Raw genomic sequence first — 26981 nt, forward strand, 5'->3', positions numbered from 1 at the left:
ACCCCGCAGCCAGGACCGGGTCGAGGCATGCCCACCCCTCCTGGCCTCACCCGCGGCGTGCACCCGCTCCACCCGCGCCGCGATCGCCGAGATCAACCGATCCCGCGCGAACAGCAGATCCTCCGCCTCGGCCAGACACACCTGTGGCGCATCCGGCACCAGCGCCACCGCAACCGCCGACGCGACCTCGCGAACCTGCGCCACCAACGGCCACGACACCCCAGGACCCCGGCCCTCGCCGCATTGCCCAGCCGCATCGGACGTCGATGACGACCGCCCCGCCGCCGCTTCCGCCTCAGCACCCAAGGGCGACTCGTCCTCCACCGCCGACGCCGACGCCAACTCGTCCTCCACCCGGGCCGCATCCTCGGCCGAGCCAGCATCCGCGGCCGAGTCATCCGCGACCACGGACACCGACTCACTCACCGCCGCCTCCGCCTCCGGCTGTCCCTCGACACCCGCGACCCGAGGGGCAGTGCCGGAGGAGGTGGCGTCGGGCCGCGACTGCGGGGGAACGAAGGGCGCGCCCGGAAAGAGCGGGCCTCGCCCCGGCCGACCGAGAAATGGCGACCCTGGTTTTGCCAAGCCCGCGTTACTTGTGGCCAGACGACCGGAGAGCGGTGGCGCCGGTTGTGCCGGGGTCGCGTTATTCGCCGCTGAATAGCCGCCTTTCGCCACATCGGGGAGAAAGTCATCGATTGTAAATATGGCGGCACTGTGGGGCATTTCGCCTGTTTGGACCGACCTGGAGGTTGTAGCGCGCTCCCACCAGTCGACGTCGCAGGGGCGAGACTCGTCGTGGCCCGACAGCTCCTCCGGAAAGAATCCGGCGGGCCCGAAGAGCTGAGCCATGTCCACCCCCGATCGGTCATCATTAGAACACCTGTATGAATAGTCTCAGAGGGGGCGGCGCTAATCAAGTCAAATTCGTAAAGAATTTCGAGGAGAATATCGATATCAAATTTCGGGAAATATCGGGCACCCCATGCCCGTGCCCGCGGCCACCGCCCGTGCCATTGCCCGCGCCCGGCGTCAGCATCCGTGCCGCCGCACGTGACCCTGCCCGCACCCGGCCGCCTGCGCCGACCTGGTACACGGCCCGCACCCGCGTCAATACACCATGCCAACGCCTGCGCAGCGGCCCGTGCCTGCCGGGACGCGAGTGCGCCCGCCCGCCGCCCGTGTCCAATGCACCTGCAGATCCGCGGGCCCGAGCCCGCCACCCATGCCACTTCCCGCGCCCGCCCGCCGGTGCCTGGGCCCGCCTCCGCGCGCTGCGTCACCCCGTGCCGGCGTCAGTGCACGCACCTACCACGGCGCCTCGTCCTCGTGCCAGATGCGCGTGCCCGCGCCGCCGCGGAGGCCGTATGCGTGCCCCCGCCCGGCGTTCGAATCCCGCGCCCGCCACCCATGCCACTGCCGCGCCCGGCCACCCGCGCCGGCCTGATGCCCCCGCGTCCGCGCCCTGTGTCACCCGTGCCGGCGTCAGCGGCCCGCGCCTGCCACCCATGCCCGGTGCACCTGCCACATCCGCCCGCCGATGCCCGATGCGCACGCCTGGGCCAGGCGCCAGCACCCCGCGCCGGCTCCCGCACCCGCCACAGGTGTGAGCCCGACCCGGGGACCGTCCACGGTCATGGAACCGAGCCGGTCAGCGGTGGCACCGGGGTGCCACGGAACGCATCGGGACGGCCGATGCGTTGGCGACCTTCGACATTGAAAGGCTGACGCCCACGATGCGGGCTCGGCATGAGATAGAGCCACCAAAGTGATCGGTACTGGAAGTGCCGGATCCGAAATCCGTCCTTCAGGATGGTGACCATGACATCTCGACCGCTGTACCAGGGCACCGGGCCCGGGACGATCACGCCGGACGGCTGCGCCGTTGACTACTACGCGATGCTGACTCCGCACGGCGAACCCGAACTCGTCCACGCGGCGATCCCCGAGGCGGCCTCGATCCTCGAACTGGGCGCGGGGGTAGGGCGGATCACCCACAGCCTCCTGGCGCTCGGGCACGAGGTCGTCGCGGTGGACGAGTCGCCCGAGATGCTCGCCCACATCAAGGGGGCCGAGACAGTTCCGTCCCCCATCCAGACGCTGTCGCTTCCGCGCAGGTTCGACGTCGTCCTGCTCATGTCCTTCGTGATCGAGACGGCCGACGACGAGCTCCGCCGGGCGTTCCTTCGCACCTGCCGGGATCACGTGGCCGACGACGGATGCGTGATCCTCCAGCGCAAGTCACCGGAGTGGTACGACACCGTCGACGTCTTCGAACGGGTCGTCGAGGACGGCCACGTCGTCCGGATGGCGCATGTCGAGCGGCCGGAACCCGGCCTTCTCAACGCCACGATGGAGTACACGGTCGGCGACCGGCGATGGACCCACACCTTCGTGAGCAGGCGCCTCGAGGACGACTTCCTCGCGGCCGAACTCGACGCGGCAGGGTTGACCATGTCCGGCTTCCTGGAGGGAAACCGGGAATGGGTGCGCGCGGTGCCGCAAGTCGGCTGACCCCCGCAGCCACCACCGCCGAACGGTCACAGAGCCGTACAGCACCAAGCCACCCGAGCGCGGCTTGCCCCTGAGATGCCCCCGGCCATCCCCTGAGTTGTCCCTGAAGTTCCCTTTGACCGGGCGAATTTCGAACCGGGACGGCATAGCGTTCAATGCATGGGACGCATTCTTCTGATCGCCGCGCTCGTCGTGGTCGGCCTCTTCCTCATCGGCTCCATCGTCGGCCTGGTCTTCAGCGCCCTGAAGTGGATCCTCATCATCGGCGCGATCGTTCTGGGCGTCATGCTCATCATGAAGAACACCGGCTCGCACCGACACTGAGACTTTTCAGGTCCCCGCGCCCGTACGGGCCGGCCGCGCGCCCGCACCGCCGGACCGCGGGCGCCTAGACCGCAATCATGCGAAAAGGTGCGGGCCCCGCCGGAGAACCGGCAGGGCCCGCGGGGGTGACACGCCCTCAGGCGCGCCTCACATGCGCCTCGAACAGGGGCTCATGAGAGGGGCGGGTAGGCGTTCTTGAGCAGCTCCTGGAACTGGGCCGAGAACCAGTGGCCCGAGACGGGAGCGTTGGCCAGCGCGCCGGTCATGCTGTTGCCGTTGCGCTCGTTGCCGGTGTAGCTGGGGTCGCACATCCGGTCGAAGCCCTTGCCCTCGTCGTTCGGGATCGCCGAGCTGGAGCCGTCGGACTCGCCCGGCGGCTTGATCCAGACGTAGGCGTCGAGGCCGGGGGCCGGGTTGGCCTTCGGACGCTCACCGAGGCCGGCGCCGCTCTGGTTGCACCAGTTGCCGGCGTGGATCCGGCGGTCGACGCGGGACTCGTTGACGAAGGTGTTCACGTCGGTCGAGGTGCTCGCCTTGGACGGACGCGCGGTGCCACCCCAACCGTTGCGGGAGGTGTCGATGAGCATGCCGATCGTGGACGGGAAGCCCTTCGAGATCAGCGTGTTGCGGAACGCCTGGGCGTAGGTCAGCTCGTCCACGTACTGGTTCCAGTCCACCCACCGGGACTGGCGGACCGTGGTTCCGTTGACCTTGGTGTCGATGGTGAAGTACGGCTCGGTCAGCGCGGAGTAGTTGGCGGTGTTGGTGATGAAGCCGTCCACGCTCGCGTAGCCGGCGGTGGTGCCGCGGGCGGTCTCGGCGAACAGGTCGGCGGACGGGCCGAGGTTGGTGTCCCAGCCCAGCCAGCCGTGGTGCCCGGCGTCCACGTACGTGTAGACGTTGCGGATCGCGTGCAGCTTGTTCAGGGCGTACTGGACACCCTGGACGTACGCACCGGTCGACTTGGCCTCGGAGCACTTGGCGACGTTGAGGTTGGTGACCAGGTTCGGCAGCGAGTCGATCTCGACGATCGACACGATACGCAGGTTCGCGTACTTCGGATCCGCCATGATGGCCGCGATCGGGTCGATGTATTCGGTCTTGTACCTATTGAGACCGTTCTGCGCGATGAGCAGCTCACCATTGGAGGCGAGCGCCGAGCAGTCGCGGTTGGGCAGGTTGTAGATCACGACCTCGATCGTCAGCGGCTTGCTGCCGTTGGCGGCGTCCTGCCGCACCGCCTCGTCGAGGTGGTCGCGCAGGCCCATGTGGTTGTCACCGGCCGACCCCGAGGTGATCGCGGCGATCCGGTCGAGCCAGATGGCGGTCGAGGTCTTCGCGACCTTGGAGCCGCCGGGCTCGGACGCGGCCTTCGCCGACCAGTCCGGGTTCACGTACCCGTCCGCCCCGTCGTACGGGTTGTCCACATGCGTGCCGGGCGGGGAACTGGGCGACGTGCTCGGCGAGGGCGAGGGCGAGGAGGAGGGTGAGGGAGAAGCGGACGGCGACGCGGACGGCGAGGCCGACGGAGACGAGGACGGCGAGGCGCTCGGGCTCGGCGACGAGGTGCCGTTGCAGGTCACGCCGTTGAGCGAGAACGACGGGGGCGTGGGGTTGCTCCCCGACCAGGTGCCGTTGAAGCCGATGCTGGTCGAAGCGCCCGAGGCCAGGGTCTTGTTCCAGTCCAGGTTGGTGGCGGTCACCTTCGAGCCGCTCTGCGACCAGTTGGCGCTCCAGCCCGGCAGGGTCACCTTCTGGCCGGAGTTCGGGAACGTGAAGGCGAAGGTCCAGCCGTCGACCGCGTCGCCCACGTTCGTGATCGTGAGGTTGGCCGTGAAGCCGCCGTTGCCGGGGCTCGACGTCCATTCGTTCGTCGAGTACGTGACGCTGCACGCGACGGCGGCGCTCGCCGACGTGGCGGCGGCCACGGCCATCGTGGAGCCGAGCGCGAGCACGGACGCGGCGACGAGGCCGCGCCGTACCAGGGAGCGCGCCGCTCCGGATCGGGGAGTGAATCTCATTGCGGGGGTCCTCCTGGGCGACATGGTCCTGCGCTTGGGAGCGCTCCCACCGACCATAAGCAGGCCCCAGTTCCCCGTACAGAGCGCCGTCCACCGGGCCGCCCCGCGTTCGCCGTCGCCACATCGGCGGCACGCCTCCGAGCAGCGCATCGTCCGCCGAACCGGTCCGGAGAACCCCTCTTTGTTTCCTGAAAGTTTCAATCAAACGCACGCCGGCCGCAAGAGATCAACGTGCCGGGCCGACGGTCAGCAGCCATCTCCAGCGCGGCGCCTCGGTGACGACCGCGGCCGCCACGAGAACGACGACCACCGCGCCGGCCACCGGATGCCAGGCCGCCCACGACGACGCGACCGCCGCCGCGAACTGCAGCAGCACCAGCGCGATCGTGGCCCACCCCGGCACGGGGATGACGACATGTGCCTTGTCACCGGGAGTGGAGAACACGGCGGGAAGCCCGATCAGCACCACGACCGACACGATCGCGAGCACCACCGAATGGCTCCACAGCGCCCACGGGGTGGCCACCCACGCCACCAGTTCGGTGGCGAACCGCAGAGGAGGACCGAGCCGGAGCTCCGGGGGACGAGAGGTCACCGGCACATCATGTCAGCAGGTGAAACCCGTCATGAGGGGCGGATGAGGCCGCGACGGGTGGCGACCGCGACCGCCGCCGTGCGGGAGTCGACGCCGAGCTTGGCGTAGATGCGCACGAGATGCGTCTTGACGGTCGTCTCGCTGAGGAACATCCGCTTGCTGATCTGCCGGTTGGACAGGCCCTCCGCCACCTGGCCGAGCACCTCCAGCTCGCGGGGGCTCAGCGTGCCCTCGGGCGCGCGTACGCGGCCGAGCAGCCGGGACGCGACGCTCGGCGCGAGCGCGCTCGCCCCGCTCGCGGCCGACCTGATCGCCGCGTGCAGTTCCTCGGAGGGGGCGTCCTTGAGCAGGTAGCCGGTCGCGCCCGCCTCGATGGCCGTGAGGATGTCGGCGTCGGTGTCGAACGTGGTGAGCACCAGGACCCTGGGCGCGCCGTCGCCCGCGACGATGCGCCGGGTGGCCTCGCTGCCGTGGATGCCGGGGCCGAGTCGCAGATCCATCAGCACGACGTCCGGCCGCAGCCGCACCGCCTCCGTGACACCGTCCTCGCCGGTGGCGGCCTCGCCCACGAGTTCGAAGTCCGGCTGGCCGAGCAGCATCGCCCGGATGCCGGAACGGACCACGGGGTGGTCGTCCACCAGCAGGATCCGGATCGCGGCGCTCATCGGTCGCCCCCGGGCAACGGAAGCGTCATCGCCATGGCCGTCCCCTCACCCGGCGCGGACTCCACGGTGAGGGTGCCGCCGAGCGCGCAGGCGCGTTCCCGCATGACACGCAGGCCGTACCCGGTGCCCGGGCCGTCCTCGGGCGTACGCGCCGGATCGACCGGGTCGAATCCGCGTCCGTCGTCGAACACGTCCAGCACGACCGCGTCGTCCAGGTAGGTGAGGGTCACTCCCGCGTTGTCCGCGCCCGAGTGGCGGCTGACGTTGCCCAGCGCGCCCTGGGCGACCCGCAGCAGGGTCAGGTCGTAGGCGGGAGGCAGCTCGACCGGATCACCGGACACCTCGAACCGCACCCGCGTCGACGTCCGCGCCGCGACCGAGTCGCTGATCCTGCGCAGCGCGGCGGCGAGAGAGGAGTGCTGCAGGGCGGGCGGCGCCAGAGCGCGTACGAAGTTGCGCGCCTCCTCCAGGTTCTCCGCCGCGGCGCGCTCGGCCTCCAGCACCCGCTCCTCCGCGCTCTCCGGCCGGGTGGCGAGATCGCGCCGGGCGGCCCGGAGCAGCAGGACGATGCTCGACATGCCCTGCGCGAGGGTGTCGTGGATCTCGTGGGCCAGGCGCTCCCGCTCGGCCAGCCTGGCGGCGTCGCTCTCGGCGCGCACCAGCTTCTCGCGCGTACGAACCAGGTCGTCGATCAGGAGCCTGCGCTGCTCGCTCTCGTGGTAGAGCGCCTTGTAGACCAGCGCCATGAGCGTCGCCACGACCGCGCCGATCACCGGGCCGATGACCTGGGGCGGGGTCAGCCCGCCCGCGTGCCAGCTCGCCGCCGCGACGGCGGCCGCGGTCAGCACCACGACGCCGGGTACGGCCGCCGGCAGGCGCAGCAGGTGGAGATAGGCGAAGAACAGCGGAAAGGCCAGCCAGACGAAACCCGGCGACGTCAGCGCGAGGGCCGCCCACGCCAGGGTCACCAGCAGCAGCCAGATCCGGCCGAGGAGCAGGTGGAGGCGCCCTCCGAAGTCGGGCAGCCGCGACTCGACGAACAACCCCGTCCCGTAGAAGACGCCCAGCAGGACGCCTCCCGCCGCCACGGCCGTACGGCTCTCCTGCACGACGGCGAGCACGAGCAGCACCGCGAACGTGCCGTGGATGGCCCACCTGAGCAGCCGCAACGCCGGAGGAAACGGAAAGTCCATCATGTCGCACTCAGCGTAGGTCATGGCCTGTCCGGTTCCGTGTCGTCCGAAAGGTGTATTCCGGGTCTCCCAATGGAGGACCCGCGGCCGCTCGTCCTCACGACGCGCCGGACCCGTTCCCCGTCCCAGGCTGGACACCGACCGAGAGACCGAACCACCAGACCACCGCCGGGGAGACACGCGCCGTGTTCGTGGCACTGAGAGATCTACGCTTCGCGAAGGGACGATTCGCCCTGATGGGGGCCGTCGTCCTGCTCATCACCCTGCTCGTGACGATGTTGTCCGGGCTGACCGCCGGGCTCGCCAGGGAGAACATCTCCGCGATCACGGAGTTGCCCGCGGACCGCATCGTCTTCACCACCTCCGGGGACTCCAAGCCCTCGTTCTCGGACAGCCGCGTCACCGACACGATGTGGCGGGAATGGCAGCGGGTCCCGGGCGTCTCCACCGCCGAGCGGCTCGGGATCACCATGGGCCGCGTCGCCTCCGGCGAGCGCGGCACGAGCGCCGCCGTCTTCGGGGTCGAGAACGTCCGGGACGGCGAGGTCGTCCTCTCCTCCGGCCTGGCCGAGGAACTGGACGGGAAACTGGACGGGAACCCGGGCGGGAAGCACACCACGGTGCGGATCCTCGGGCGGGACTTCACCGTCTCGGCGACCGCGGGGAGCGCCTCGTACAGCCACGCCCCCGTGGCCTGGATCAGCATCGGCGACTGGCAGCGGACCGCCGGGCAGGACGCGGTCGCCACAGTGATCGCACTACGCACCTCGGGGAACCCGGACCTCTCCGGCGCCGACGCGCGCCTCGGCACCACCACCGTGGCCCGGGACGACGCGCCCGCCGCCATCGGCTCCTACTCGTCCGAGAACGGCTCACTGCAGCTCATGCGGGGATTCCTGTTCGCGATCTCCGCGCTGGTCATCGGCGCGTTCTTCACCGTGTGGACGATCCAGCGCCGTGCGGACGTCGCCGTCCTGAAGGCGCTCGGCGCGAGCACGGGCTATCTGCTGCGCGACGCGCTCGCCCAGGCCGTCGTCGTGCTGCTGCTGGGCGCGGGGATCGGCGGAGCGCTCGGCGCGGGCGCCGGGGCCCTGGCCGGGAACACGGTCCCGTTCGTCCTGTCCGCCGCCACCACGGCCGTTCCCGTGGTCGTGATGATCCTGCTCGGCGCCGCCGGCGCCGCCCTGGCCATCCGCAAGATCACCTCTGTCGACCCGCTGACCGCGCTCGGAGCCTCCCGATGACCCTCCCGATTCCCCTCCGTCTCGACGACGTCGTCCTCACCTACCCCGACGGCGACCGCACCCTGACCGCGCTCGACCACGTCGATCTGGACGTCGCACGCGGCGAGTTCACCGCCGTGGTCGGCCCCTCGGGTTCGGGCAAGTCCAGCCTGCTGGCCGTGGCCGCCATGCTCCTCACCCCCGGCTCCGGGCGGGTGACCGTGGCCGGGCACGACGTCTCCGGCGCGCCGCAGGCCGTCCGGACCCGGATCCGCCGCGACCACGTCGGCGTGGTGTTCCAGCAGTCCAACCTGCTCGCCTCGCTCACCGCGCTCGAACAGCTTGTGGTCATGGCGCACATCGCCGGCGCCTCCCCGCGCGCGGCCGCCGTACGGGCACGGGAGCTGCTCGTCGCGGTCGACATGGCGGACAAGGAGCACAAGCGGCCGCACCAGCTCTCCGGCGGCGAGCGGCAGCGCGTCAACATCGCCCGCGCGTTGATGAACCGGCCCGAGGTGCTGCTGGTGGACGAGCCCACCAGCGCCCTCGACCACGAGCGCGGCACGCGGATCGTCTCGCTCCTGGCCGACCTCACCCGGGAGAACGGTCTGGCCACCGTGATGGTCACGCACGACCTCGCCACGCTCCCGCTGGTCGACAGGGTGCTCACGATGGCGGACGCGAAGCTGTCGGGAGAGTTGTCGGAAGATGGACGGAGGACCAACACCGACCTGCTCGCGGCCCCTATGGGGGTGGGCGAGTAGCATCCGGAGGTCACACCTAACGCGAATGGGGATCGTCATGACCGTCAAAGTGACCGTCACCGGCGCGGCCGGCCAGATCGGTTACGCGCTGCTCTTCCGCATCGCCTCGGGCCAGCTCCTGGGGCCGGACACCCCGGTGAAGCTGAGCCTGCTGGAGATCACTCCGGCGCTGAAGGCTGCCGAGGGCACCGCGATGGAGCTGGACGACTGCGCGTTCCCGCTGCTGCGCGGCATCGAGATCTCCGATGACCCCAACAAGGCCTTCGACGGCGCCAACGTGGCGCTGCTGGTGGGCGCCCGCCCCCGCACCGCGGGCATGGAGCGCGGCGACCTCCTCCAGGCCAACGGCGGCATCTTCGGCCCGCAGGGCCGGGCCATCAACGACCACGCCGCGGACGACATCCGCGTGCTCGTGGTGGGCAACCCGGCGAACACCAACGCCCTCATCGCGCAGTCGGCCGCGCCCGACGTCCCGGCCGAGCGGTTCACCGCGATGACCCGCCTGGACCACAACCGCGCGCTCTCGCAGCTCGGCACCAAGCTGAACGTCCCGGTCACCGAGATCAAGAAGATGACGATCTGGGGCAACCACTCCGCCACGCAGTACCCCGACCTCTACCACGCCGAGGTCGCCGGGAAGGTCGCGGCCGAGCTGGTCGAGGAGGCGTGGCTGCGCGACACGTTCATCCCGACCGTCGCCAAGCGCGGTGCGGCGATCATCGAGGCCCGGGGTGCGTCCTCGGCCGCCTCCGCCGCCAACGCCGCGATCGACCACGTCTACGACTGGGTCAACGGCACCCCTGAGGGCGACTGGACCTCGGCCGCGATCCCGTCCGACGGCTCGTACGGCGTGCCCGAGGGCCTCATCTCCTCCTTCCCGGTCGTCTCGAAGAACGGCAAGTGGGAGATCGTCCAGGGCCTGGAGATCGACGCGTTCTCGCGTGAGCGCATCGACGCCTCGGTCCAGGAGCTCGTCGACGAGCGCGACGCCGTCAAGGAGCTCGGCCTCATCTGACGCCGTCTCGGACTCCACGAGGACCCCCGTCGCGTGTGTGACCACACGCGACGGGGGTCTTTTCGTCGGCCCGTCAGTTGATGCGGAGTCGTGACCAACCGGGCGCTCCTCCCGTCGGTCTAACGACGGGGAGAAAGGGGAGTCCCATGACGACGACGACCCGGCCGGCCGTTCGGGTGCCGGCCCGCCGCGCGATCACCGCCCTCGCCATTGGTGCCATCGGGGCCCTGGGGACGACGGGAGCCATCGGAACCGTCGCATCGCCGGCCGCGGCGAGCGCCCGGACGGCAGCGCACGCGCACGACTCGATCAGGAACGTCTCGGTCAAGGGGTGCCGGGACAAGACGTACGGCCAGGTCCCGTGCGGGCCGTGGCGGCTCGCCATGCACAGCGGGAAGACCGTCACCTTCACCGACGCGCTCGTCTGGCCGCGCGACGCGAAGGGCAAGACCTACACCTACCTCGCGGCGCCCATCGCGGTCAGCGGTGACGGCCACTCGCTGGCGTACTTCCGCAAGAGCGACAACCGCCTCGTCGTGCGCGAGCTGGGCGGCGCGGCCCACGTGATGCCTAAGCTCAAGGGGCTGAGCGTGACCGCGCCGATGGAGCTCACCCTGTCGCAGGACGGCCGCCGGCTGCTCGTCAGCTACTACGGCTCCGACGGCGAGCGGCGGCCGTACCGCGTGTACGACGTGTCAGAGCCGGGTCAGGGCACGACCCTCCCCAAGACCGTCGTGAACGCCTCCCTCAGCGGCGACGGCGCGACCGTCCTCGGCGAGATCGAGACCGACGAGAACACCCGGACGCTGGTCACCTACGACTCCTCTGGAAACGAGGTGTCCCGGGTCGATCCGCCCCAGGTCGTCGTCAACAACAGCCCGCACGCGCTGTCCTCGGACGGCCGGACCGTCGCCGTCGTGACCGGGTCCGGCGGCGGGGCGCGGCTCAAGCTGTACGACATGGTCGAGGACCGGGTGGTGCGCAGCCTCCGTGTCAAGCTGCCCGCCGGCAGCACGCCGTACATGCTCGACTGGACCGGCGACCACCAGGTCACGATGCACGTCGACCGCGAGCGCACCATGTGGATCGGCCAGTTCGACAGCGAGACCGGGGCCGGCAAGGTGCGCGACACCTACGCGAAGCCCAAGGACGCGTTCGTCTTCGCGGCCTGCGGCGGTTGACGGCCGCGCGCCCGCCAGCAGCGCCATCGCGAGCAGCGCGGCGACCTGGGACACGACCGTCACCCGCTGGCTGAGCCCCCCGGGCACCACCCTCGGGTCCAGCCCCAGCATTCCGATCGCGTACGGCACCAGCACCAGGAGGAGCGAGCCGATTGCGATCTGGCTGAAGACGCGGACGGGCCGCGAGCCCGTCCGCCGGGCGACGAGCAGCCCCGCCGCCGGCATGCAGAGAAACGCCACGAACGCGGCGTACCGGTGGATCTCACCGGACATCGAGAGGGACAGCCCGGGGCGGTCGGTGGGGAAGCCCGCGACCAGCAGCATGCAGCCCGCCCACCCGCCGACCAGCAGCGCCCCCCGGCGCTCCAGCCGGGCGAGCCGTACGGCGTGCAGCGCGGCCCCCGTCGCGAGCAGCGACAGCGAGGCGGGGAGCAGCCAACCCTGCGGCGTGAACACGTAATCGCTGATCATGTCCCGGAAGGGGTTGAGCTCCGAGACCAGGTGCAGGAGCACCATTCCCGCCGAACCCGCGACGATCGCCACATATCCCAACACGATGCCCATGGCCATGACTCTGGCGGGAAGATCGATTCGGTCCCATCGGAGATCGACCGGAAGCGCCCCCGACCTTTCCCCGAGGCACCCCTAGGGATCTCAGGGTCGGCCCTCCGGGTTCTCCCGCGGGCCGGGAGTGGGGGTCAGCCCGTGGCCGCCATGTACCAGCGGGCGTGGCCGTCGCCGCGCGTGAGCGAGTCGAGCCGGCGGGGCAGCTCCTGGCGGGAGAAGGGGTCGCCGGAGGCGTTGCGGATGTGGATGCCCACGGCGTACATGTCCCTGACCTCTATCAGGGTGCTGTATCCGGGCCAGCGCCGCAGATCCGAGCCGTACGCGTGGGCGAAGGCGTCCACCTCGGCGGCGCTCAGGCCGAACCGGCGCTGCCCGTGGTAGGTGTGCACCAGGTCCCACTCGCGCGGCCCGACCGCGACGCCGTCCCAGTCGCACAGCACGACGTGGCCGTCCTGGCAGCGCAGCAGGTTGTCGATCCACGCGTCGCCGTGCAGCAGCACGGGAGGCCCGGTCTCCAGCGCCTGCCAGCTCCCGGTGAGGTGCTCGATCCGGTCGCTGAGCCAGGAACGCTGCCCCGGGGTCAGCACCTCGGCCCGGTGCTCGACCGCGTGCCGCACCTCGGCGAGCGGGTCGGTCAGGCGGGGCAACGCCATCGGCGGCACCGGCTCGCGGTGCAGGTTGTGCAGGACCCGGCCCAGCTCGCGCGTCGTCGGCCGCCCCCGGGAGCGTACGTAGCGCCAGAAGGTCACCGCGCGGCCCGCGTGCACGATCGGCTGGCCCGGGATCTCGTCCACGGGACGGACCGTCGGGAACCCCCTGTCGGCCAGCCACCGGGCGACGGCGAGGACCACGGGAAGGCGGGTCAGCGCGTCCGGCGCGGTGGCGATCCGCACCACCATGTCGCCGCGCAGCTTGAACACCGCGTTGCTGCGCAGCCGCATGAGCTGCGCCCCCTCGGCGTCCACGCCGAGCCGCAGGCACACGTCCCGCAGCACGGCGAACGCCTCCTCCGACAGGCTCGGCGTCCGCCCCTGCCTCCCGTCGGCCGCCCCCTCCGTGGAGCGGTCCGACGAGGCCGATGCAGGGGTCGATGAAGGGCTCGATGAAGGGGTCGATGAAGAAGCCGGTGAAAGGGCCGGTGACAGGCCCGGCGACAGGCTCATAGGGCGAGCCGCGCCGACGACTCGGCGAGCACCCGGCTCAGGTGCCGTACGGCCGGCCGACGGGGATCCGCGTCGGCGAGCAGCGCCTTGGCCCGGGTGACCACGATCGACGTGCGGTGCTCGGCCGGGACCTGGCTGAGCGCCTCGGCCGCGATCCGGCACGCCTCCTCGTGGTCGCCGTTCCTGGCCAGGTGGGCCGCCTGGTCCAGCAGGATCAGCGCGGGATCGATCGTCTGGAAGCCGGGCGGGAACGCGTCGATCGCCTCGATCGGCTGCGCGTCGCCCAGCTCGATCAGCGTGCCGGTGCGGTAGAACACCATGCGCTTCTCGGTGAAGACGAAGGCCAGGTCGTCCTGCCGCAGTCCGCGCATCCGTGCGAAGATCTGCTCGGCCTCGGCGAGGGCGATCCTGGCGGCCTTGTCGTCGCCCATGCGGGCCAGGGCACGGGCCTCGGCGGCGGCCGCGAGCGCCGCCGGCGAGCTCGGCGCCGACCCGGCCAGCATCCGCGCCTCGCGCGCCAGCCGCACCGTCTCGTTGAGATCGCCGTAGTAGTAGAGCAGCATCGTCTGCTGCGCCCGGACCAGTGCGCGCAGCCGCAGGTCGCCGACGTCGTCGGACGCCGCACGCGCGGTGCCGTACCAGGCGTGGGCCTGCCGCGTGTCGCCGAGCTTCATCAGCGCGTCGGCGGACAGCAGCGCGAGCATCGTGGTCGCGGTGAGCAGGCGGCGCTGCGCCGAGGCCGGCTGCCGCGTCACCGTCAGCTTGCGCACGTCGGCGATCTCCAGCATGACCCGGCAGAGCATGGGCATCGGCGGGGTGGTCATGTACTCCCTGCGGTGGTGCAGCACCTGCTCGTCCAGCCGGTCGAGCTGGTCCTCGGTGACGGTGCCGGTGGCGAGGGCCCGGTCGAGGTCGTGCCTGGTCCCCTCGACCTCGGCGAAGAACCGGCCGTCCGGGCGGCCCATCAGCATCGCGTGGTGGAAGAGCGACCGCCGCCCGGTGTCGTCGGCCCTGTGATCGGCCCAGTGGTCGGTCCTGCGATCTGCCCAGTGGTCGGCGCTGTCGTCGGCCCGCACCGCCTCCTCCGGCCGGCCCTGCGCCATGACGACGACCTTCGGCCCGCCCGTGTCCTCGCAGTAGTCCGCCGCGAGGCCGAGCCGTACGGCGTTGGCCTTGTACAGGCGGGCCAGCAGGTCGATGGTCTGGGGACGCGGCCTGGCCCGGTTGTTCTCCCAGGCGTTCAGCAGGTCGATGCTCGCCCTCGGCAGACCGAGCCCGTGCCGCTCGCAGAGGTGCTCCAGCTCCTCGATCGCCTGCCTGGCCGACCATCCGCGCGCCAGCCGGTGAGCCTTGAGCATGCTCACACCGCAGCATCCGTGGATGGCCTGCACCGTCTGCCAGGGGGTCCACCGCCGAGCCTCGGCCTGCTCGCGCCAGCGACGAGCGCACGCGGGGGAATGCTCTCCTCGGGCCATGGACCTGCCCTTCACCGGATGGAGGGTCCTACCTGGTTACGGGTATATTTCCCACAGGTTAACGGGACGGCACGCAACCCCCCGTACCGTTATGGGTTCGTGGCCCGGCATCCGATGGTGTTCCACGGAAATCCGGCGACTTCCCTGGTTGTTGCGCGGTTTCGTGGATTGGGACGGATTGCCGCCCGTTCCGTGGGCAGTCACTCTTTCCGGAGATAGGTCCCCACGTTCCCCGGAGAGACCCCCATGAAGGCAGATCGCAGCGAGGCGATGGACCACCTTCAGCGGCTGGCCGCCCAGCTAGAGGCACACTCCTTCCAGGTACGGCTGACCGCGCCGGCCGGGCTCTATCCGCGCCTGCGCGTGATCAACCCGATGGAGCCCACCATGGCCGAGGACGTGCTCGCCTCGGACACCAACGACGGAGAGTGGTGGTACTGGCTGTCGTGGGCCGGTCGCATCGGGCACGCCTCCGACGTCGTCACCGCCGCCGAACGCATCGCCAGCGTGCTGCAGGTGATCCGCCGATAGCACGGCCGCGTCACCCGCTATTCCCCCTTGACCCGCCCGCGCTATCCACATTTCAGGAAGTGCGGAGCGCGGGCTTTGCCGTGCGGTCGACAGCGAGCGGATAAGTCGCTTACCCTGGGCTAGGTGGGTCTTCGCCTTTACGATACACGCCTCCGCGCGGTGCGCGATTTCACCCCGCGAATTCCGGGAATGGCATCGATTTATCTCTGCGGTCCCACCGTGGTCGTGCCGCCCCATGTCGGCCAGGTCAGATCGCAGGTGAATTTTGACGTCCTGCACCGCTGGCTGCGGCACCACGGATATCGCGTCCTTTTCTGCCGGAACGTCACCGACATCGAGGACAAGATAATCGGCAGGTCGCTTTCCGAGGGGATCCAGTGGTGGCGGATCGCCGATCCCGTGTACCGGTCGTTCGACCGCGCCTACACCACGCTCGGCTGCCTTCCGCCCAGCGTGGAGCCACGGGCGACCGGACACATCCCGGAGATGATCGAACTCGTGGAGCAGTTGCTCGCGGCGGGCCACGCGTACGAGTCGGACGGGAACGTCTATTTCGAGGTGGGCTCCTACCCGGAGTACGGCGCACTTTCCCGGCAACCGCCGGAGAACATTCGGATAACAGAGGAGAACGAACGCGGAAAGCGCGACCCGCGCGATTTCGCGTTGTGGAAGCGGGCGAAGCCGGGCGAGCCGGTCTGGCACGCCCCGTGGGGCGACGGCCGCCCCGGGTGGCATCTGGAATGCTCCGCAATGGCGCGGAAATATCTCGGTCACGAATTCGACATCCACGGCGGCGGCGCGAACCTTGTTTTTCCGCACCATGAGAACGAGCTGGCCCAGTCGCGGGCGGCAGGAGATTCGTTCGCGCGTTTCTGGGTGCACAACGGCCCGGTCACCCACCGGGGCGAGAAGATAAGGAAGCACGCGCGCAATCCGCTCGCCGTCGACGCGCTGCTCGACCGGGTACGCCCGATGGAGCTGCGCTATTACCTCTGTGCCGCCCACTACCGGTCGCCGCTGGAATTCTCGACCGATGCGGTCGAGGAGGCGGCGACCGCCTACCGCCGGATGGAGAGGTTCGTGCTGCGGGTCGGCGCGGAGCCCTCCGTCGATCTTCCCGCCCAGTTCAGCGACGCCATGGACGCCGACCTCAACCTCCCCCGGGCGCTGTCGGTCGTGCACGCGACGGTCGCCGAGGGCCACGTGGCGCTCAATTCAGGCGATCATGAAAGCGCCGCGCGGAAATGCGGTTCGGTGCGCGCGATGCTGAATGTCCTCGGCCTCGACCCGCTCGCGGAGGACCGGCCGAGGGAAACGCGCGTCCACGACGTCGCGAGAGCCGTACTCCGGATCGCGCGGAATCTCGCCGCCACCGAAGGCGACCGAGAAAGATCAATGATCATGCAGCGAAAGATCGACAACGCGCTCAACAATCGCCGCGAATCCGCGCTTATCCCCTAGTTTTGCGTCGCTTTCGGTCCATCGCGCCGACCGCCGGGCCGCCGGCGGCGCGCACGCCGGGGCCGCGCCGCGACCACGCCCCGCCCCGGCCGCCGTCCCCGCGCCCTTGACGTGGGGGCCTGACATCCACGTCCCCAATGCGATACCTACTAGTGACCATGAGCGGGTGATCCTGACGAGTTCTTGGGAATCATGAAACCAAAAGGAGGGCCGGAATGAAGAGAGTCCAGATCACCTCGCGGCCTCGGCCGCCGAGGCGACCCCAGCCCATCGACCTGCGCACCCCTTCCGGGCGCGTCCTTCCCTTCTGAACCCAGGCTTCCAGCACGTACGAGAACGCCTCCGACGGCGAACGGACCACCCCTCCGGGGACGTACCGGCGGCCGCTCCCCGGGCTCACCGCGCGTCGGCGGAGGATGGGGAGTGCGCCGCCTCCCCTTCGGGCGCCGGGCCGAGTTCGAGAGCCCGCACCCCTGCGGCGAGCGCGAGCGGCACCGCGAGCGCGAGGGTCATCGACAGCACCGCGACGCCCGAGTCGCTGGCGAGGGTGCCGACCACCCCGCTGACCAGGGCGCCGACCAGCCCCGCCCGCAACATCGGGACCCGGGCGAACGCCAGCGGCAGCGCCCCGGCGGTGACCTTCCCCGGGTTGCGCAGCGCGAAGACCAGGAACGCGAGCGCCGCGACCAGGATCGGCACCAGGTTCGGGTTGCCGAACGTCCGCAGCATCGCCTCCAGCTTCTGCTGGATCTGCTCGACCGCCTGGCCGTGCCCCACCTGCCCGATGAAGCGGCCCAGATGGGTCTGGTCGGCCTCCGGGCGCAGGTGGTCGAGGAAGGCGACGGTCAGCGAGACGGCCAAGCCGCCCGCGCAGATCACCGCCAGGCGGGTGGCGGACAGTCGTCGTCCCGCGACGAGGACGGCGGTGACGGCGGTCGCCGAGACGAAGCCGATGGTGCCGCCGAACTTGCTCCCCACCCCGGGCCACGCCTCGACGGCGACGCAGGCCAGGCCGATCGCGAGCACCGCGGCGACCGCGGCGCGGCGGCGGCCCCGCGTGACCAGTGCCTGGGCGACGGCCGCCGCGCACAGCAGGGCGGACGCGGCGAACAGCGCGTTCGGGATGTTCCCCATCCCGTAGTAGCGCGCGCCGACGACGCCGGTGTACCCCATGACGCCGTTGAGCTGGAGGGTGGTCCCGGTGGCGAGGTCGGCGACGAGCACCACGCCGGTGATCAGGGCCACGACGGTGCTCGGACCGAGGACCGCCCTCCGCCACGGTCCGGCGAGCGCGACGGCCGTGATGACGGCGTCGATCGCCAGCGCTCCCGCCACGATGGTGAACGCCGGCCACGGGGTCTCCACCCACGGGAAGAGGTTGACCACGTACGTGGAGACCGGCAGCGCCGCCAGCGCGAGCGCGGCCGCGCGCAGCCCCGCCCGTCCGCGCGGCCCGCCGCGCCGCAGGATCAGGTACGCCACCCCGTAGAAGAGCACCTGGGCGACGGCGAAGGCGGTGAAGAAGGCCGCCGTCATGTCACGGACGGTCTGCCCGGCGACGTCCGCGGCGACGAGTTCCCGCGCGGCGTCCGCCACGGGCGCGGTGTGGCCGGCGGTCGCCGTCCAGGGCAGGCCCATCACCAGGCCGGGCGTGGCCAGGCCGCGGGCCCCGAGCAGGGTCGCGGTGACGTCCGGCAGGATGACCATGTCGTCACGGCGGGTGGAATCGGAGCCGATCCGGAGCCCGCCCGCGCCGCCGGTCCGCGCCGTCTCCGGCGTGCGCATCATCGCGACCCTGAGGTGCGGGGTCCGGTCGTGGTCGGCGAGTCCCGCGACGAGCACCGTGGCGTCCGCCGGGATCCGCGCCAGCGCCTCGCCGACCTCCCGGTCGGCGTCGCGTACGGCCTGCGCCCGGGTCGCGGCGGGCACGTCGTCTTCGTCCGCGAGCTCCCCGGAGGCCAGGTACGGCCGGACCGCGGCGTCCACGTCGATCGCGATGAACGGGCAACGCTCCCACTCGGCGGCGGGCAGCTCCGCGACGGTCGGGGCGTACGCGTCCACCCGGCCCGCGCGGTCGGCGAGGGCCAGCGCCGCTCCCGGGCCGACGGCGGCGGAGCACAGGCCCGCGTCGTGGATCGCCTGCCCGAGCAGGCCGGCGCCCTCCGCGTGCGCGCCGGCCCCGTCCCGGGTGACCAGAGCCCCCTGCCCCTGCGCCCGCGGCGCCTCCGGGAGGCACCGCTCGCCCGCGGTCGTGCGGATGCCGGCCGAGATCGTCAGCCAGCCGGCGGCCGGGCAGGTCACCGGCCCCATCGTGCGTACGGACAGCGAGCCGATCGCGCTCTCGCCCGCCAGCCGCCACAGGTTCGGCGTCGCCTCCGGGCCGAGGTCGCTCCACCGCAGCCCGGGGACGCCGATCAGGGCCACCCGCGCGGCCGGTGCCGTCTGCGCGTGCGCCGCGCCCGCCGTACCGGCCAGCAGCGCACCGGCCGGCACCGCGCCCAGGAGCAGCAGGACGAGCAGCCGGATGAGGGTCGGGATCGCACGCATGGACGCCGAGCCTAACGCCGCGACCCGCCTGGTCCGCTCCGCGCGGCTACGGGCGCGAGGCGCGGACCTCCGCGTAGCAGCGCTCGAACCCGTCCAGTACGGCCGGCCACGAGCACGCGATCGGCTCCACCTCGCGGTTGTGCGCGGCGATCGAGGCGCGCAACGGCTCGTCGCGCACCAGCCGCGCGACCGACGAGGCGAGCTCGTCGAAGGTGTGGCCGAGCAGTCCCTCCTTGCCCGGACGGACGAAGTCGGCGACCCCGCTCTGCGAGCGCGCGACCACCGGCACCCCGGCCGCCCTGGCCTCCAGGGCGGCGAGGCCGAACGACTCGCGCGGCGCGGGGGCGACGAACACGTCGGCCGAGGCGAGCAGCTCCTTGATCTGGTCACGGGTGAACCGGCCGGGCAGCGACACCCAGTCCATCTCCTGCGCGCGCAGGTACCGCTCCATGGAGCCGCGGGCGGGCCCCTCGCCGACGATCGTGGCGCGCATCGGGATCGTCCCGGGCACCATGGCGCGGGCCGCCTTGAGCAGCTTGAGCAGGCGCACCGGCTGCTTGCGCGGCGCGAGCCGTCCCACCGCCACCACGTGCGCGCCCTCCGAGTGGCCCCGCTCGCCCTCCGGTACGGCACGGCCCGGCTCGGGATGCCACGCGGTGACGTCCAGCCCGTTGGAGACGACGTGGACCGGGACGCCGGCGCCCGCCACCGCGCGGATGGGCCGGGCGGCCGCCTCGCTGACCGCCGTCACGGCGATGCCCCAGCGCCGCCACTCGAAGGCGGCCTGCAACCCCAGGTAGAGGCCGGAGGTGACCGGATCCCACATGCTGTGCACCGTCACCACCACCGGCAGCCCGGCGCGTACGGCGGCGCGGACCCCCTGCCAGGCGAACGGCGAGACGGCGCCCGCGTGGACGTGGACGACGTCGGGCCGCCAGCCGGTCATCAGGCGGATCAGGTGGACGGTGCCCCGGGGGTGCACGGGGAGGTCGAACGGGAGCCCGGCCACGACGCGGCGCACGCCCGGGAGGGGCTCCCCCGGTGTGGCGGTCGCCACCTCGACCGTGTGCCCCGCCTCTCGCTGCTTCCCGACGAGGTCGGCCACCTGCACCTCGATGCCGCCTAGACGTGGGAGGTAACAGTCACTGATGTGCAGGATCCTCACCAAACCAGACTGGCAGAGGCCGGGACCGCCATCAAACCGTCGGTCCGGCGGCATGGAATCATTGCGCTGTGTCGAGAACCGCGGTCTTCTTTCACGCTCATCCTGACGACGAGGCGCTGCTGACTGCCGGGACGATGGCGATGCTGGCCGCCGAGGGCCACCGCGTGGTGCTGGTGGTGGCGACCGCCGGCGAGCGGGGCCTCGCCGACCTCCCCCACGGAGACGAGCTGGGCCAGGCCCGCATGAAGGAGCTGCACAGGTCGGCGGAGACGCTCGGCTGCGCCCGGGTCGTCCTGCTCGGGTACGGCGACTCCGGGCTGGCCATCGACGGCGGCGTGGCCGAGGACCGTCCGGACAACGCCTTCATCGACGCCGACACCGAGGAGGCCGCGCAGCGACTGGCCGCGATCCTCAAGGAGGAGACCGCCGACCTGCTGACGATCTACGACCCGGCCGGCGGGTACGGGCACCCCGACCACGTCCAGGTGTACCGGGTGGGCAGCCGGGCGGCCGAGATCGCCGGGACCCCCATCGTGCTGGAGGCGACGGTCAACCGAGACCCGCTCCTGAAGGGGGTGCGGCTCGCGGCCCGCTTCTACCCGAAGATCGACGTCCGGAGCTTCGAGAGCGCCTACTCGCCGAACCACGTGATCACCCACCGGGTGAACGTCCGCAAGTACGCGCGGGCGAAACGGGCCTCGATGGCCGCCCACGCCAGTCAGACGACCGGCGGCGACGGCGACCGCACGCTGGGCGCGATGCTGAAGATCCCCTTCTGGGCGTACCGGCTGATCTTCGGCACGGAGTGGTACGTCCGGCGCGACCTCCCGCCGGGCACCCGGGTGCGCCACCCCTTCCACTGATCCCTTAGGGGTGCGCTCCTCCCAAAGAAGGAGAGCCACCACCCGGCGTTGCCCCCAGACTGGTACGGGTCGCCGACGTGGTGGGGAGCGGGAAGCATGAGCAAGTGGTTGCGGGTCGTGTTGTCGATGGCCTCGCTCGGACTCGCGGCCGCGTTGATCGTCTTCCTCCCGCAGATCGTCGGGACGATGACCGGCGCCGAGATCTCCTGGTCGCAGATCGGCGCCCTGTTCGCCTCGATGAGCTGGCAGATGATCGTCCTGATGACGGTGGTCTGGCTGGCCAGTCTGCTGGCGTACACGTTCGTGCTGACCGGGTCGCTGCCCGGCCTGACCCACGCCCAGGCGCTCACGCTGAACGCCGCGGGCAGCGCCGTCAGCAACCTGCTGCCGTTCGGGGGCGCGGCGGGGGTGGCGGTGACCTTCGGCATGACCCGCGGGTGGGGGTTCACCACCCGCTCGGTCGTGGTGCTGACCCTGGTCAGCGGCATCTGGAACACGCTGTTCCGGTTCATCCTGCCCGCGGCCGGCATCCTCGCGCTGCTGATGTCGGGGCGCGCGCTGAGCCCGGCGGTGGCCGACGCCGGGTGGGCGGGCGCGATCTCGATCCTCGTCCTGGTCGCCGTGGTCGCGTCGGCGCTCTACTGGGAGAGCGCCGCCCGGGTGCTCGGCCGCGCACTCGACGCCGTCGTCCGGCTCGCGCCGCGGCGGATCCGCCCGGCCGAGGGCTGGGCTTCGGGCGCCCTCACCCAGCTGCGCAAGGACACGGCCGACGTGGTGCACAGCCGCTGGGCGACGCTCTCCGTCGGCATGGTCGCGTTCCTCGTCCTCCAGTGGCTGATCCTCGTGCTCTGCCTCCAGGCCACCGGCTCCTATCCCGGGCTGGCCGAATCGATCGCCGTCTTCGCGCTCTCCCGCGTGCTGACCAGCGCCCTGGCCACCCCGAGCGGGGCCGGTTTCATGGAGGCCGGCACGGCTCTCGCCCTGGTGGCGTTCGGCGCGCCGGAGGCGGGCGCGACCGCGGCGGCCATCCTGTTCGGCTTCTGGACGTACACGATCGAGATCCCGTGGGGCGGTCTCGCGCTCGGCGGCTGGGCGCTCTTGCGCCGCCGCTCCGGCGACGCCGGTCCGATGCGCACGCGGTGAAGCGAACGCTCCGGCGACGAAGTCTTCCGGGCTTGAACGCGATACTTTGTCCGCGGAGGATGACCGGGCTCGGCAGGCGCGAAACGAGCCGTTGCCAGCGAGCGACCCCCCGGCGCAGGCGACCATGACCACAGTGGCATTCCGGGTTCTAGGCCCGGTCGAGGCGTACGACGGCGGTCGGGAGCTCGATCTCGGCGGGCTGCGCCAGCGCGCGGTTCTCGCCCGGCTGCTGGTCGCCCGCGGCCAGGTCGTGCCGGTCGACTCTCTGCTGTTCGACCTGTGGGACGACGCGCGGGGCGCGCAGTCCGGGCTCCAGGTCTACATCTCACGGCTGCGCCGGGTGATCGAGCCGGACCGGCCGCGCGGCGGCCCCACCCGGCTGCTCGTCACGGTCGCGTCCGGGTACGCCCTGCGCGCCGCCCCCGAGCAGGTGGACGCGCTGCGGTTCGAGGCGGGCGTCCGCTCGGCGGGTGAGCGGCTGGAGGACAACCCGCACTCGGCCCGGGCCCGGCTGGAGACCGCGCTCGGGCTGTGGCGCGGCACGCCGTACTCCGACTTCGCCGAGCAGCCCTGGGCGGAGGCCGAGGTCGCGCGGCTGAACGAGCTGCGCCTGGTGGCGCGCGAGCGCTACGCCGACGCGGGGCTGCGGATGGGCCTGCACGCCGAGACGGTCCCCGACCTGGAGGGGCTGACCGCCGAGCACCCGCTGCGTGAGGAGGGCTGGCGGCTGCTCGCGCTCGCGCTCTACCGCTGCGGCAGGCAGGGGGACGCGCTGGCCGCGCTGCGCCGGGCGCGGGCCGTGCTCTCCGACGAGCTGGGCATCGACCCCGGTCCCGCGCTGCGGAAGATGGAGGGCGACATCCTCGCCCAGGACTCCGGCCTCGACCTCCCCCCACAGGCGCAACGCCGGGTCCAGGAGGTGACCTCGTCCTGGCCGCCGCGGCCGGTCGAGGCGGGCGCGGTGCCGCCGCTGGAGCCCGAGCCGTTCGTGGGACGCGACGACGAGCTGACCACGCTGGTGTCCGCCGCGCCGCGCGCCCGGGCCGGCCGGTTCACGGTCGCGCTCATCGGCGGCGACGCGGGGGCGGGCAAGACCACGCTCGTACGGCGGCTCGCCACGCGGCTCGACGGCTGGGTCAGCGCGGTCGGCGGCTGCCCCGACAGCAACGCGACACCGCCGGGGTGGGCCTGGGTCCAGGTGCTCCGTGCGCTGATCGAGCGGAGGGGCGCGGGCGAGTACGCCGCGCTCCTCGCGCCGCTGCTCGACGACACCGCGCCGGACACCTCCGACGACGAGGCGTCCGGCGGGTTCCGGCTGCACCGGGCGGTCGGCGGCTATCTGTCCGCGGTCGCCCGCGAGGCGCCGCTGCTGATCGTCCTGGAGGACCTGCACTGGGCCGACGAGCAGACGCTCGCGCTGCTCCGCGCGCTGCCCAGCCTGCTCGCCGCGAGCCCGGTGCTGCTGGTGGTCACCTGCCGCGAGGGCGAGCTGAACGACCGGCAGCAGGACGTGCTGGCCGCGCTCGCCCGGCTGGCCCCCGTACGTGTCGGGCTGGACGGGCTGGACGCCGCGTCGGTCGCCGAGCTGGTCCGGGCGACGTGCGTGCGCGACGTGGACGAGGAGGTCGTCAGCGCGATCGTCGAGCGGACCGGCGGCAACCCGTTCTTCGTCAAGGAGACGGTGCGCCTGTTCGAGGCGGAGGCGGACCTCTCGCAGGTGCCCTCCGGAGTGCGCGACGTGCTGCGGCGGCGGATCGCCCGGCTGCCCGCGAAGGCGCAGCAGGTGCTGCTGCAGGCCGCGGTGATCGGCCGGGACGTGGACGTGGACGTGCTCGTGGACGTCTCCGGCGACGAGGACGCCGTGGTGGACGCGGTGGAGGCGGGCCTGCTCGCCGGCCTGGTGGCCGAGCCGGGGCCCGGGATGCTCCGGTTCGACCACGACCTGGTGCGCGACACCATCTATTCCGACGCGTCGCGGCTGCGCAGGTCACGCCTGCACGCGGCGGTCGCCTCGGTGATCGAGCGGCGCACGCCCTCGGACGTGGCCGCGCTGGCGCACCATTACGACGCGGCGGGCAGCGTGGAGACGGCGGCGAAGGCGGAGCGCTACGCGGGCCTCGCCGCCGAGCAGGCCGAGCGCCGCTACGCGCACCGCGAGGCGGCGTCGCTGTGGCAGCGGGCCATCGCCGCCTTCGACCGCGCCCGCACCGGCGGCGTACGGGAGCGCCTGGAGCTGCAGCTCCGGATGATCCGGGCGCTGGCGCTGTGCGGCGACATGAGCGCGGCGCGGGCGCACCGGCGGGAGGCGATGGACGTCGCGCTGCCGCTCGGCGACCTGGAGCTGACGGCCCGGGTCGCGGCGGCCCTGGCGGTGCCGCACAAGGGCATCGCCCGCGACCTCACCCGCACCGCGTGGGAGATCGTCGACGTCACCGAGAAGGCCCTGGTCGAGCTGCCGGCGGGCGAGCAGACCCTGCGCGCCAGCCTGCTGGCCACGCTGGCGCTCGAACTGGAGGGGTCCGCGACGCAGCGCGGGTATCAGGCGTCGCTGGAGGCCGAGGAACTGGCGCGTTCCAGCGGCGACCCCGCGCTGCTCGCGACGGCGCTGAGCGGCCGGCTCCGCCAGTCGTACACGATGGCGCAGGTGGACGAGCGGGAGACCATCGGCCGCGAGCTGCTGCGGGTCGGCGCCGAGTCCGGGCAGATCTCGGTGCAGACGCTGGCGCACCTGGTCCTGCTGGAGTGCGCGGCGGCGCGTGGCGACTTCGCCGAGGCCGACTCCCATCTCGCGCAGGCCGAACGGCTGGGCCGGCGGTACGACCTGCCCGCCCCCGCCGCCGTGGGCGCCTGGTACGCGGGGCAGCGGCTGATGATCAGCGGTGACTACGCGGGCGCGGAGGGCGCCTACCGGAACGCGGCCCGGCTCACGGCCCGCGCGGGGATGCTGGAGGGCCGCCAGGACCTGCCGCTGATTGCCTCGTTCTGCCTGCACCTCGTGCAGGGGCGCGCGGACGAGATGGTCGAGCCGCTCGGGGAGGCGCACCAGCGGGGGGCGAAGTGGACCCTCGACGCGTACACGCTGGCCCTCGCCTCGGCCGGGCACATGAAGGACGCGCAGGCCATCGCGACGTCCCGGGAGCCGGTCAGGACCGACTACCTGTACGAGCTGGCCCTCATCTGGCGGGCGCTCGCCGGCATCCTCCTGTCGGACACGGCCCGGATGCGCGAGGCGTACGACCGGCTCGTCCCGTTCCGGGACCGGATCGCGGGGGCGGGCACCGGCGTGGTCGCGCTCTGGCCGGTGGCCCGGACGCTCGGCGACCTCGCCGTACGGCTCGGCCTGCCGTCGAGGGAGCACTACGAGAACGCGCTCGCGGTCGCCGAGCGAGTCGGCGTCGAACGTTGGGTTTCCGAGGCGCGGGCGGCCCTGTCAGATGACGCTGTAAGGTAAGGCTGACCTAAGCGACATGTCATAGGAGAGGTGGAAATGCCCGACCCGATGTCCGCCTCCTTCCTCGGCATGCCGCTCTGGGTGGTCGTCGCGATCGGCGCCGTCGCCCTGTTCGGCGCCTTCCAGGCGTACTACTGGGTCGGCCACACGCTCGGCAACGCGCTCTACCGCTCCCGGCTGGGCCGGAAGATCGGCCAGAAGCGCATCCTCAAGGTCGAGAACGTGGTGCGCCGGTGGGGCGCGTTCGCCGTCTACGGCTGCTTCTGGGTGCCCGGGCTGCGCCACTCTCTGCCCTGGGTGGCCGGCGTGCTCCGGATCGACTACCGCTGGTATCTCGTCGCCAGCGCCCTGGGCTGCCTGACCTGGGTGCCGGTCACGTCGTTCGGGCTCTACGCCGTGCTGTGGGGATGGCTGAAGATCGCCGCCGAGTCTCCCTCGATCGCGGCCGCGGTCGCCGTCGTCGTGCTCGGCGCGGTCGCCGGTTTCGTCGTGTGGCGCCGTCGGCGGCGTCAGTCGGAGGCCGGCGTCTGATCGTGCCATCATGACGGGATGCGCATCGGGCTGATCACGGCGCTGTCGGCCGCCTTCCTGGCGTTCGGATCGGTCGGGACGACCGCCGCCGCCACCACCGCCGGCACCGCCACCTCCCCCCTTCCCGCCACCCGCGCGGTCACGACACGGGACGCGCCCCAGGTGACCGCCCGCGCCGCGTACCTCGTGGACACGACGGCGGACCAGGTCGCGTTCGCCAAGCGGGACACCCGCCGCCTCCCCGTGGCCAGCCTCACCAAGGTCATGACGGCCTACGTGGTGCGGCACGAGGCGTCGCTCGACGACGTCATCACGATCACGGCCGCGGACGTCAAGCACGCCGTCGCGAACGGAGCCACCAGCGGCGGCCTGCGGGCCGGCGAGCGGCTGACCGTGCGCGAACTGCTCTACGCGCTCATGCTGCCCTCGGGCGCGGACGCCTCGCACGCGCTGGCCGAGCGGTACGGCCCGGGCACCCGCCGCTTCGTCGCCAAGATGAACGCCGCCGCCGCGAAACTCGGTCTGGCCGACACCCGGTACGTCAACCCCGACGGGCTGCCCGCGAAGGGCGCGTACTCGACCGCCAGGG

Annotated in this window: 23 protein-coding genes and 1 pseudogene; 13 read left to right on the forward strand and 11 right to left on the reverse strand. The window is 71.9% G+C overall.

Annotated elements, in window-relative coordinates; all coding sequences use genetic code 11:
• Positions 1-426: hypothetical protein (locus AWQ68_RS39205; protein ID WP_218007244.1), on the reverse strand; the 426-nt coding region annotated here is incomplete at its 3' end.
• A 1208-nt stretch (positions 427-1634) separates the two neighbouring features.
• Positions 1635-1823 (reverse strand): hypothetical protein, encoded by a 189-nt coding sequence (locus AWQ68_RS43280; protein WP_157546487.1) that lies wholly within the window; start codon positions 1821-1823, stop codon positions 1635-1637.
• On the opposite strand from AWQ68_RS43280, the gene AWQ68_RS39210 reads away from it, so the two are divergent.
• Together AWQ68_RS39210 and AWQ68_RS43285 are read left to right on the forward strand one after the other, a co-directional pair.
• Entirely contained in the window at positions 1822-2514 is a 693-nt protein-coding gene (locus AWQ68_RS39210) for a class I SAM-dependent methyltransferase (protein ID WP_066951483.1), read from the forward strand. The two genes, AWQ68_RS43280 and AWQ68_RS39210, sit on opposite strands and share 2 nt — an antisense overlap.
• Positions 2515-2673: 159 nt before the next feature.
• Positions 2674-2838, forward strand: coding sequence for a hypothetical protein (locus tag AWQ68_RS43285; RefSeq protein WP_157546490.1), 165 nt, complete (start codon positions 2674-2676; stop codon positions 2836-2838).
• A gap of 170 nt (positions 2839-3008) precedes the next feature.
• Here the strand turns inward: AWQ68_RS43285 and AWQ68_RS39215 are convergent, their stop codons facing one another.
• The 4 genes from AWQ68_RS39215 to AWQ68_RS39230 form a co-directional block, all read right to left on the reverse strand.
• Positions 3009-4859 carry a glycoside hydrolase family 6 protein gene (locus AWQ68_RS39215; RefSeq protein ID WP_066951486.1) on the reverse strand — a complete coding sequence of 617 codons (1851 nt, stop codon included), beginning with the start codon at positions 4857-4859 and terminating at the stop codon, positions 3009-3011.
• A 226-nt stretch (positions 4860-5085) separates the two neighbouring features.
• Complete coding sequence (locus AWQ68_RS39220; RefSeq protein WP_174554191.1) at positions 5086-5454, reverse strand: hypothetical protein; 369 nt, start codon at positions 5452-5454, stop codon at positions 5086-5088.
• A 29-nt stretch (positions 5455-5483) separates the two neighbouring features.
• Positions 5484-6119 carry a response regulator gene (locus AWQ68_RS39225; RefSeq protein ID WP_066951492.1) on the reverse strand — a complete coding sequence of 212 codons (636 nt, stop codon included), beginning with the start codon at positions 6117-6119 and terminating at the stop codon, positions 5484-5486.
• Positions 6116-7336: a sensor histidine kinase gene (locus AWQ68_RS39230; RefSeq protein WP_245656558.1), complete on the reverse strand. Its 1221-nt coding sequence runs from the start codon at positions 7334-7336 to the stop codon at positions 6116-6118. Before AWQ68_RS39230 ends, AWQ68_RS39225 begins: the two co-directional genes overlap by 4 nt.
• A 161-nt stretch (positions 7337-7497) precedes the next feature.
• Here AWQ68_RS39230 and AWQ68_RS39235 point away from each other — a divergent pair, with 161 nt between their 5' ends.
• The 4 genes from AWQ68_RS39235 (at position 7498) to AWQ68_RS45525 (ending at position 11495) form a co-directional block, all read left to right on the forward strand.
• Complete coding sequence (locus tag AWQ68_RS39235) at positions 7498-8556, forward strand: ABC transporter permease (RefSeq protein WP_084464907.1); 1059 nt, start codon at positions 7498-7500, stop codon at positions 8554-8556.
• Positions 8557-8564: 8 nt separating this feature from the next.
• Positions 8565-9299: an ABC transporter ATP-binding protein gene (locus tag AWQ68_RS39240; RefSeq protein WP_084464910.1), complete on the forward strand. Its 735-nt coding sequence runs from the start codon at positions 8565-8567 to the stop codon at positions 9297-9299.
• Positions 9300-9336: 37 nt separating this feature from the next.
• Positions 9337-10314: a malate dehydrogenase gene (locus AWQ68_RS39245; protein ID WP_066951532.1), complete on the forward strand. Its 978-nt coding sequence runs from the start codon at positions 9337-9339 to the stop codon at positions 10312-10314.
• A gap of 146 nt (positions 10315-10460) precedes the next feature.
• Positions 10461-11495, forward strand: coding sequence for a TolB-like translocation protein (locus tag AWQ68_RS45525; protein ID WP_066951498.1), 1035 nt, complete (start codon positions 10461-10463; stop codon positions 11493-11495).
• 30 nt (positions 11496-11525) lie between these two features.
• On the opposite strand, the pseudogene AWQ68_RS46330 reads toward AWQ68_RS45525, so the two are convergent.
• The 3 genes and pseudogenes from AWQ68_RS46330 to AWQ68_RS39265 all read right to left on the reverse strand — a co-directional run.
• Positions 11526-12065, reverse strand: a pseudogene (locus tag AWQ68_RS46330) (DUF998 domain-containing protein); the annotation flags it as partial.
• Positions 12066-12193: 128 nt separating this feature from the next.
• The gene (locus tag AWQ68_RS39260) at positions 12194-13057 is read right to left on the reverse strand and encodes a phosphotransferase enzyme family protein (RefSeq protein ID WP_245656560.1); all 864 of its coding nucleotides are present in this window, start codon (positions 13055-13057) and stop codon (positions 12194-12196) included.
• Positions 13058-13221: 164 nt separating this feature from the next.
• The gene (locus AWQ68_RS39265; protein ID WP_245656562.1) at positions 13222-14583 is read right to left on the reverse strand and encodes a helix-turn-helix domain-containing protein; all 1362 of its coding nucleotides are present in this window, start codon (positions 14581-14583) and stop codon (positions 13222-13224) included.
• Positions 14584-14946: 363 nt separating this feature from the next.
• Between AWQ68_RS39265 and AWQ68_RS39270 the strand changes: the two genes are divergently transcribed.
• Both AWQ68_RS39270 and cysS read left to right on the forward strand, forming a co-directional pair.
• Positions 14947-15231 (forward strand): hypothetical protein, encoded by a 285-nt coding sequence (locus AWQ68_RS39270; RefSeq protein ID WP_066951507.1) that lies wholly within the window; start codon positions 14947-14949, stop codon positions 15229-15231.
• A 123-nt stretch (positions 15232-15354) separates the two neighbouring features.
• The gene (cysS, locus tag AWQ68_RS39275) at positions 15355-16692 is read left to right on the forward strand and encodes a cysteine--tRNA ligase (RefSeq protein WP_066951510.1); all 1338 of its coding nucleotides are present in this window, start codon (positions 15355-15357) and stop codon (positions 16690-16692) included.
• A gap of 396 nt (positions 16693-17088) precedes the next feature.
• Here cysS and AWQ68_RS39280 read toward each other — a convergent pair whose 3' ends face one another.
• Together AWQ68_RS39280 and AWQ68_RS39285 are read right to left on the reverse strand one after the other, a co-directional pair.
• Positions 17089-19239, reverse strand: coding sequence for an alkaline phosphatase family protein (locus AWQ68_RS39280; RefSeq protein ID WP_066951513.1), 2151 nt, complete (start codon positions 19237-19239; stop codon positions 17089-17091).
• Positions 19240-19285: 46 nt separating this feature from the next.
• A complete protein-coding gene (locus AWQ68_RS39285; protein WP_066951515.1) occupies positions 19286-20404 on the reverse strand; it encodes a glycosyltransferase family 4 protein in 1119 nt (372 codons plus the stop codon).
• A gap of 68 nt (positions 20405-20472) precedes the next feature.
• On the opposite strand from AWQ68_RS39285, the gene AWQ68_RS39290 reads away from it, so the two are divergent.
• From AWQ68_RS39290 to AWQ68_RS39310, 5 genes are all read left to right on the forward strand, one after another.
• Positions 20473-21267 (forward strand): PIG-L deacetylase family protein, encoded by a 795-nt coding sequence (locus AWQ68_RS39290; RefSeq protein WP_066951518.1) that lies wholly within the window; start codon positions 20473-20475, stop codon positions 21265-21267.
• 96 nt (positions 21268-21363) lie between these two features.
• Positions 21364-22410 (forward strand): lysylphosphatidylglycerol synthase domain-containing protein, encoded by a 1047-nt coding sequence (locus AWQ68_RS39295; RefSeq protein WP_066951521.1) that lies wholly within the window; start codon positions 21364-21366, stop codon positions 22408-22410.
• Between the two features lie 124 nt (positions 22411-22534).
• Positions 22535-25861, forward strand: coding sequence for an ATP-binding protein (locus AWQ68_RS39300; RefSeq protein ID WP_066951524.1), 3327 nt, complete (start codon positions 22535-22537; stop codon positions 25859-25861).
• Between the two features lie 36 nt (positions 25862-25897).
• Positions 25898-26392: a DedA family protein gene (locus AWQ68_RS39305; RefSeq protein WP_066951527.1), complete on the forward strand. Its 495-nt coding sequence runs from the start codon at positions 25898-25900 to the stop codon at positions 26390-26392.
• Between the two features lie 18 nt (positions 26393-26410).
• Positions 26411-26981: D-alanyl-D-alanine carboxypeptidase family protein (locus AWQ68_RS39310; RefSeq protein WP_169809076.1), on the forward strand; the 571-nt coding region annotated here is incomplete at its 3' end.

The sequence above is a fragment of the Microtetraspora fusca genome, assembly GCF_001570365.1.
Classification (GTDB): domain Bacteria; phylum Actinomycetota; class Actinomycetes; order Streptosporangiales; family Streptosporangiaceae; genus Microtetraspora; species Microtetraspora fusca.

What these genes read in the sequence shown, in the direction of transcription:
- AWQ68_RS39210 (WP_066951483.1), top strand. Translation starts at nt 1,822, where the DNA reads ATGACATCTCGACCGCTGTACCAGGGCACCGGGCCCGGGACGATCACG.
- AWQ68_RS43280 (WP_157546487.1), bottom strand. Translation starts at nt 1,823, where the DNA reads ATGGTCACCATCCTGAAGGACGGATTTCGGATCCGGCACTTCCAGTAC.
- AWQ68_RS43285 (WP_157546490.1), top strand. Translation starts at nt 2,674, where the DNA reads ATGGGACGCATTCTTCTGATCGCCGCGCTCGTCGTGGTCGGCCTCTTC.
- AWQ68_RS39215 (WP_066951486.1), bottom strand. Translation starts at nt 4,859, where the DNA reads ATGAGATTCACTCCCCGATCCGGAGCGGCGCGCTCCCTGGTACGGCGC.
- AWQ68_RS39225 (WP_066951492.1), bottom strand. Translation starts at nt 6,119, where the DNA reads ATGAGCGCCGCGATCCGGATCCTGCTGGTGGACGACCACCCCGTGGTC.
- AWQ68_RS39230 (WP_245656558.1), bottom strand. Translation starts at nt 7,336, where the DNA reads ATGACCTACGCTGAGTGCGACATGATGGACTTTCCGTTTCCTCCGGCG.
- AWQ68_RS39245 (WP_066951532.1), top strand. Translation starts at nt 9,337, where the DNA reads ATGACCGTCAAAGTGACCGTCACCGGCGCGGCCGGCCAGATCGGTTAC.
- AWQ68_RS45525 (WP_066951498.1), top strand. Translation starts at nt 10,461, where the DNA reads ATGACGACGACGACCCGGCCGGCCGTTCGGGTGCCGGCCCGCCGCGCG.
- AWQ68_RS39265 (WP_245656562.1), bottom strand. Translation starts at nt 14,583, where the DNA reads ATGCTCAAGGCTCACCGGCTGGCGCGCGGATGGTCGGCCAGGCAGGCG.
- AWQ68_RS39270 (WP_066951507.1), top strand. Translation starts at nt 14,947, where the DNA reads ATGAAGGCAGATCGCAGCGAGGCGATGGACCACCTTCAGCGGCTGGCC.
- AWQ68_RS39280 (WP_066951513.1), bottom strand. Translation starts at nt 19,239, where the DNA reads ATGCGTGCGATCCCGACCCTCATCCGGCTGCTCGTCCTGCTGCTCCTG.
- AWQ68_RS39295 (WP_066951521.1), top strand. Translation starts at nt 21,364, where the DNA reads ATGAGCAAGTGGTTGCGGGTCGTGTTGTCGATGGCCTCGCTCGGACTC.
- AWQ68_RS39300 (WP_066951524.1), top strand. Translation starts at nt 22,535, where the DNA reads ATGACCACAGTGGCATTCCGGGTTCTAGGCCCGGTCGAGGCGTACGAC.
- AWQ68_RS39305 (WP_066951527.1), top strand. Translation starts at nt 25,898, where the DNA reads ATGCCCGACCCGATGTCCGCCTCCTTCCTCGGCATGCCGCTCTGGGTG.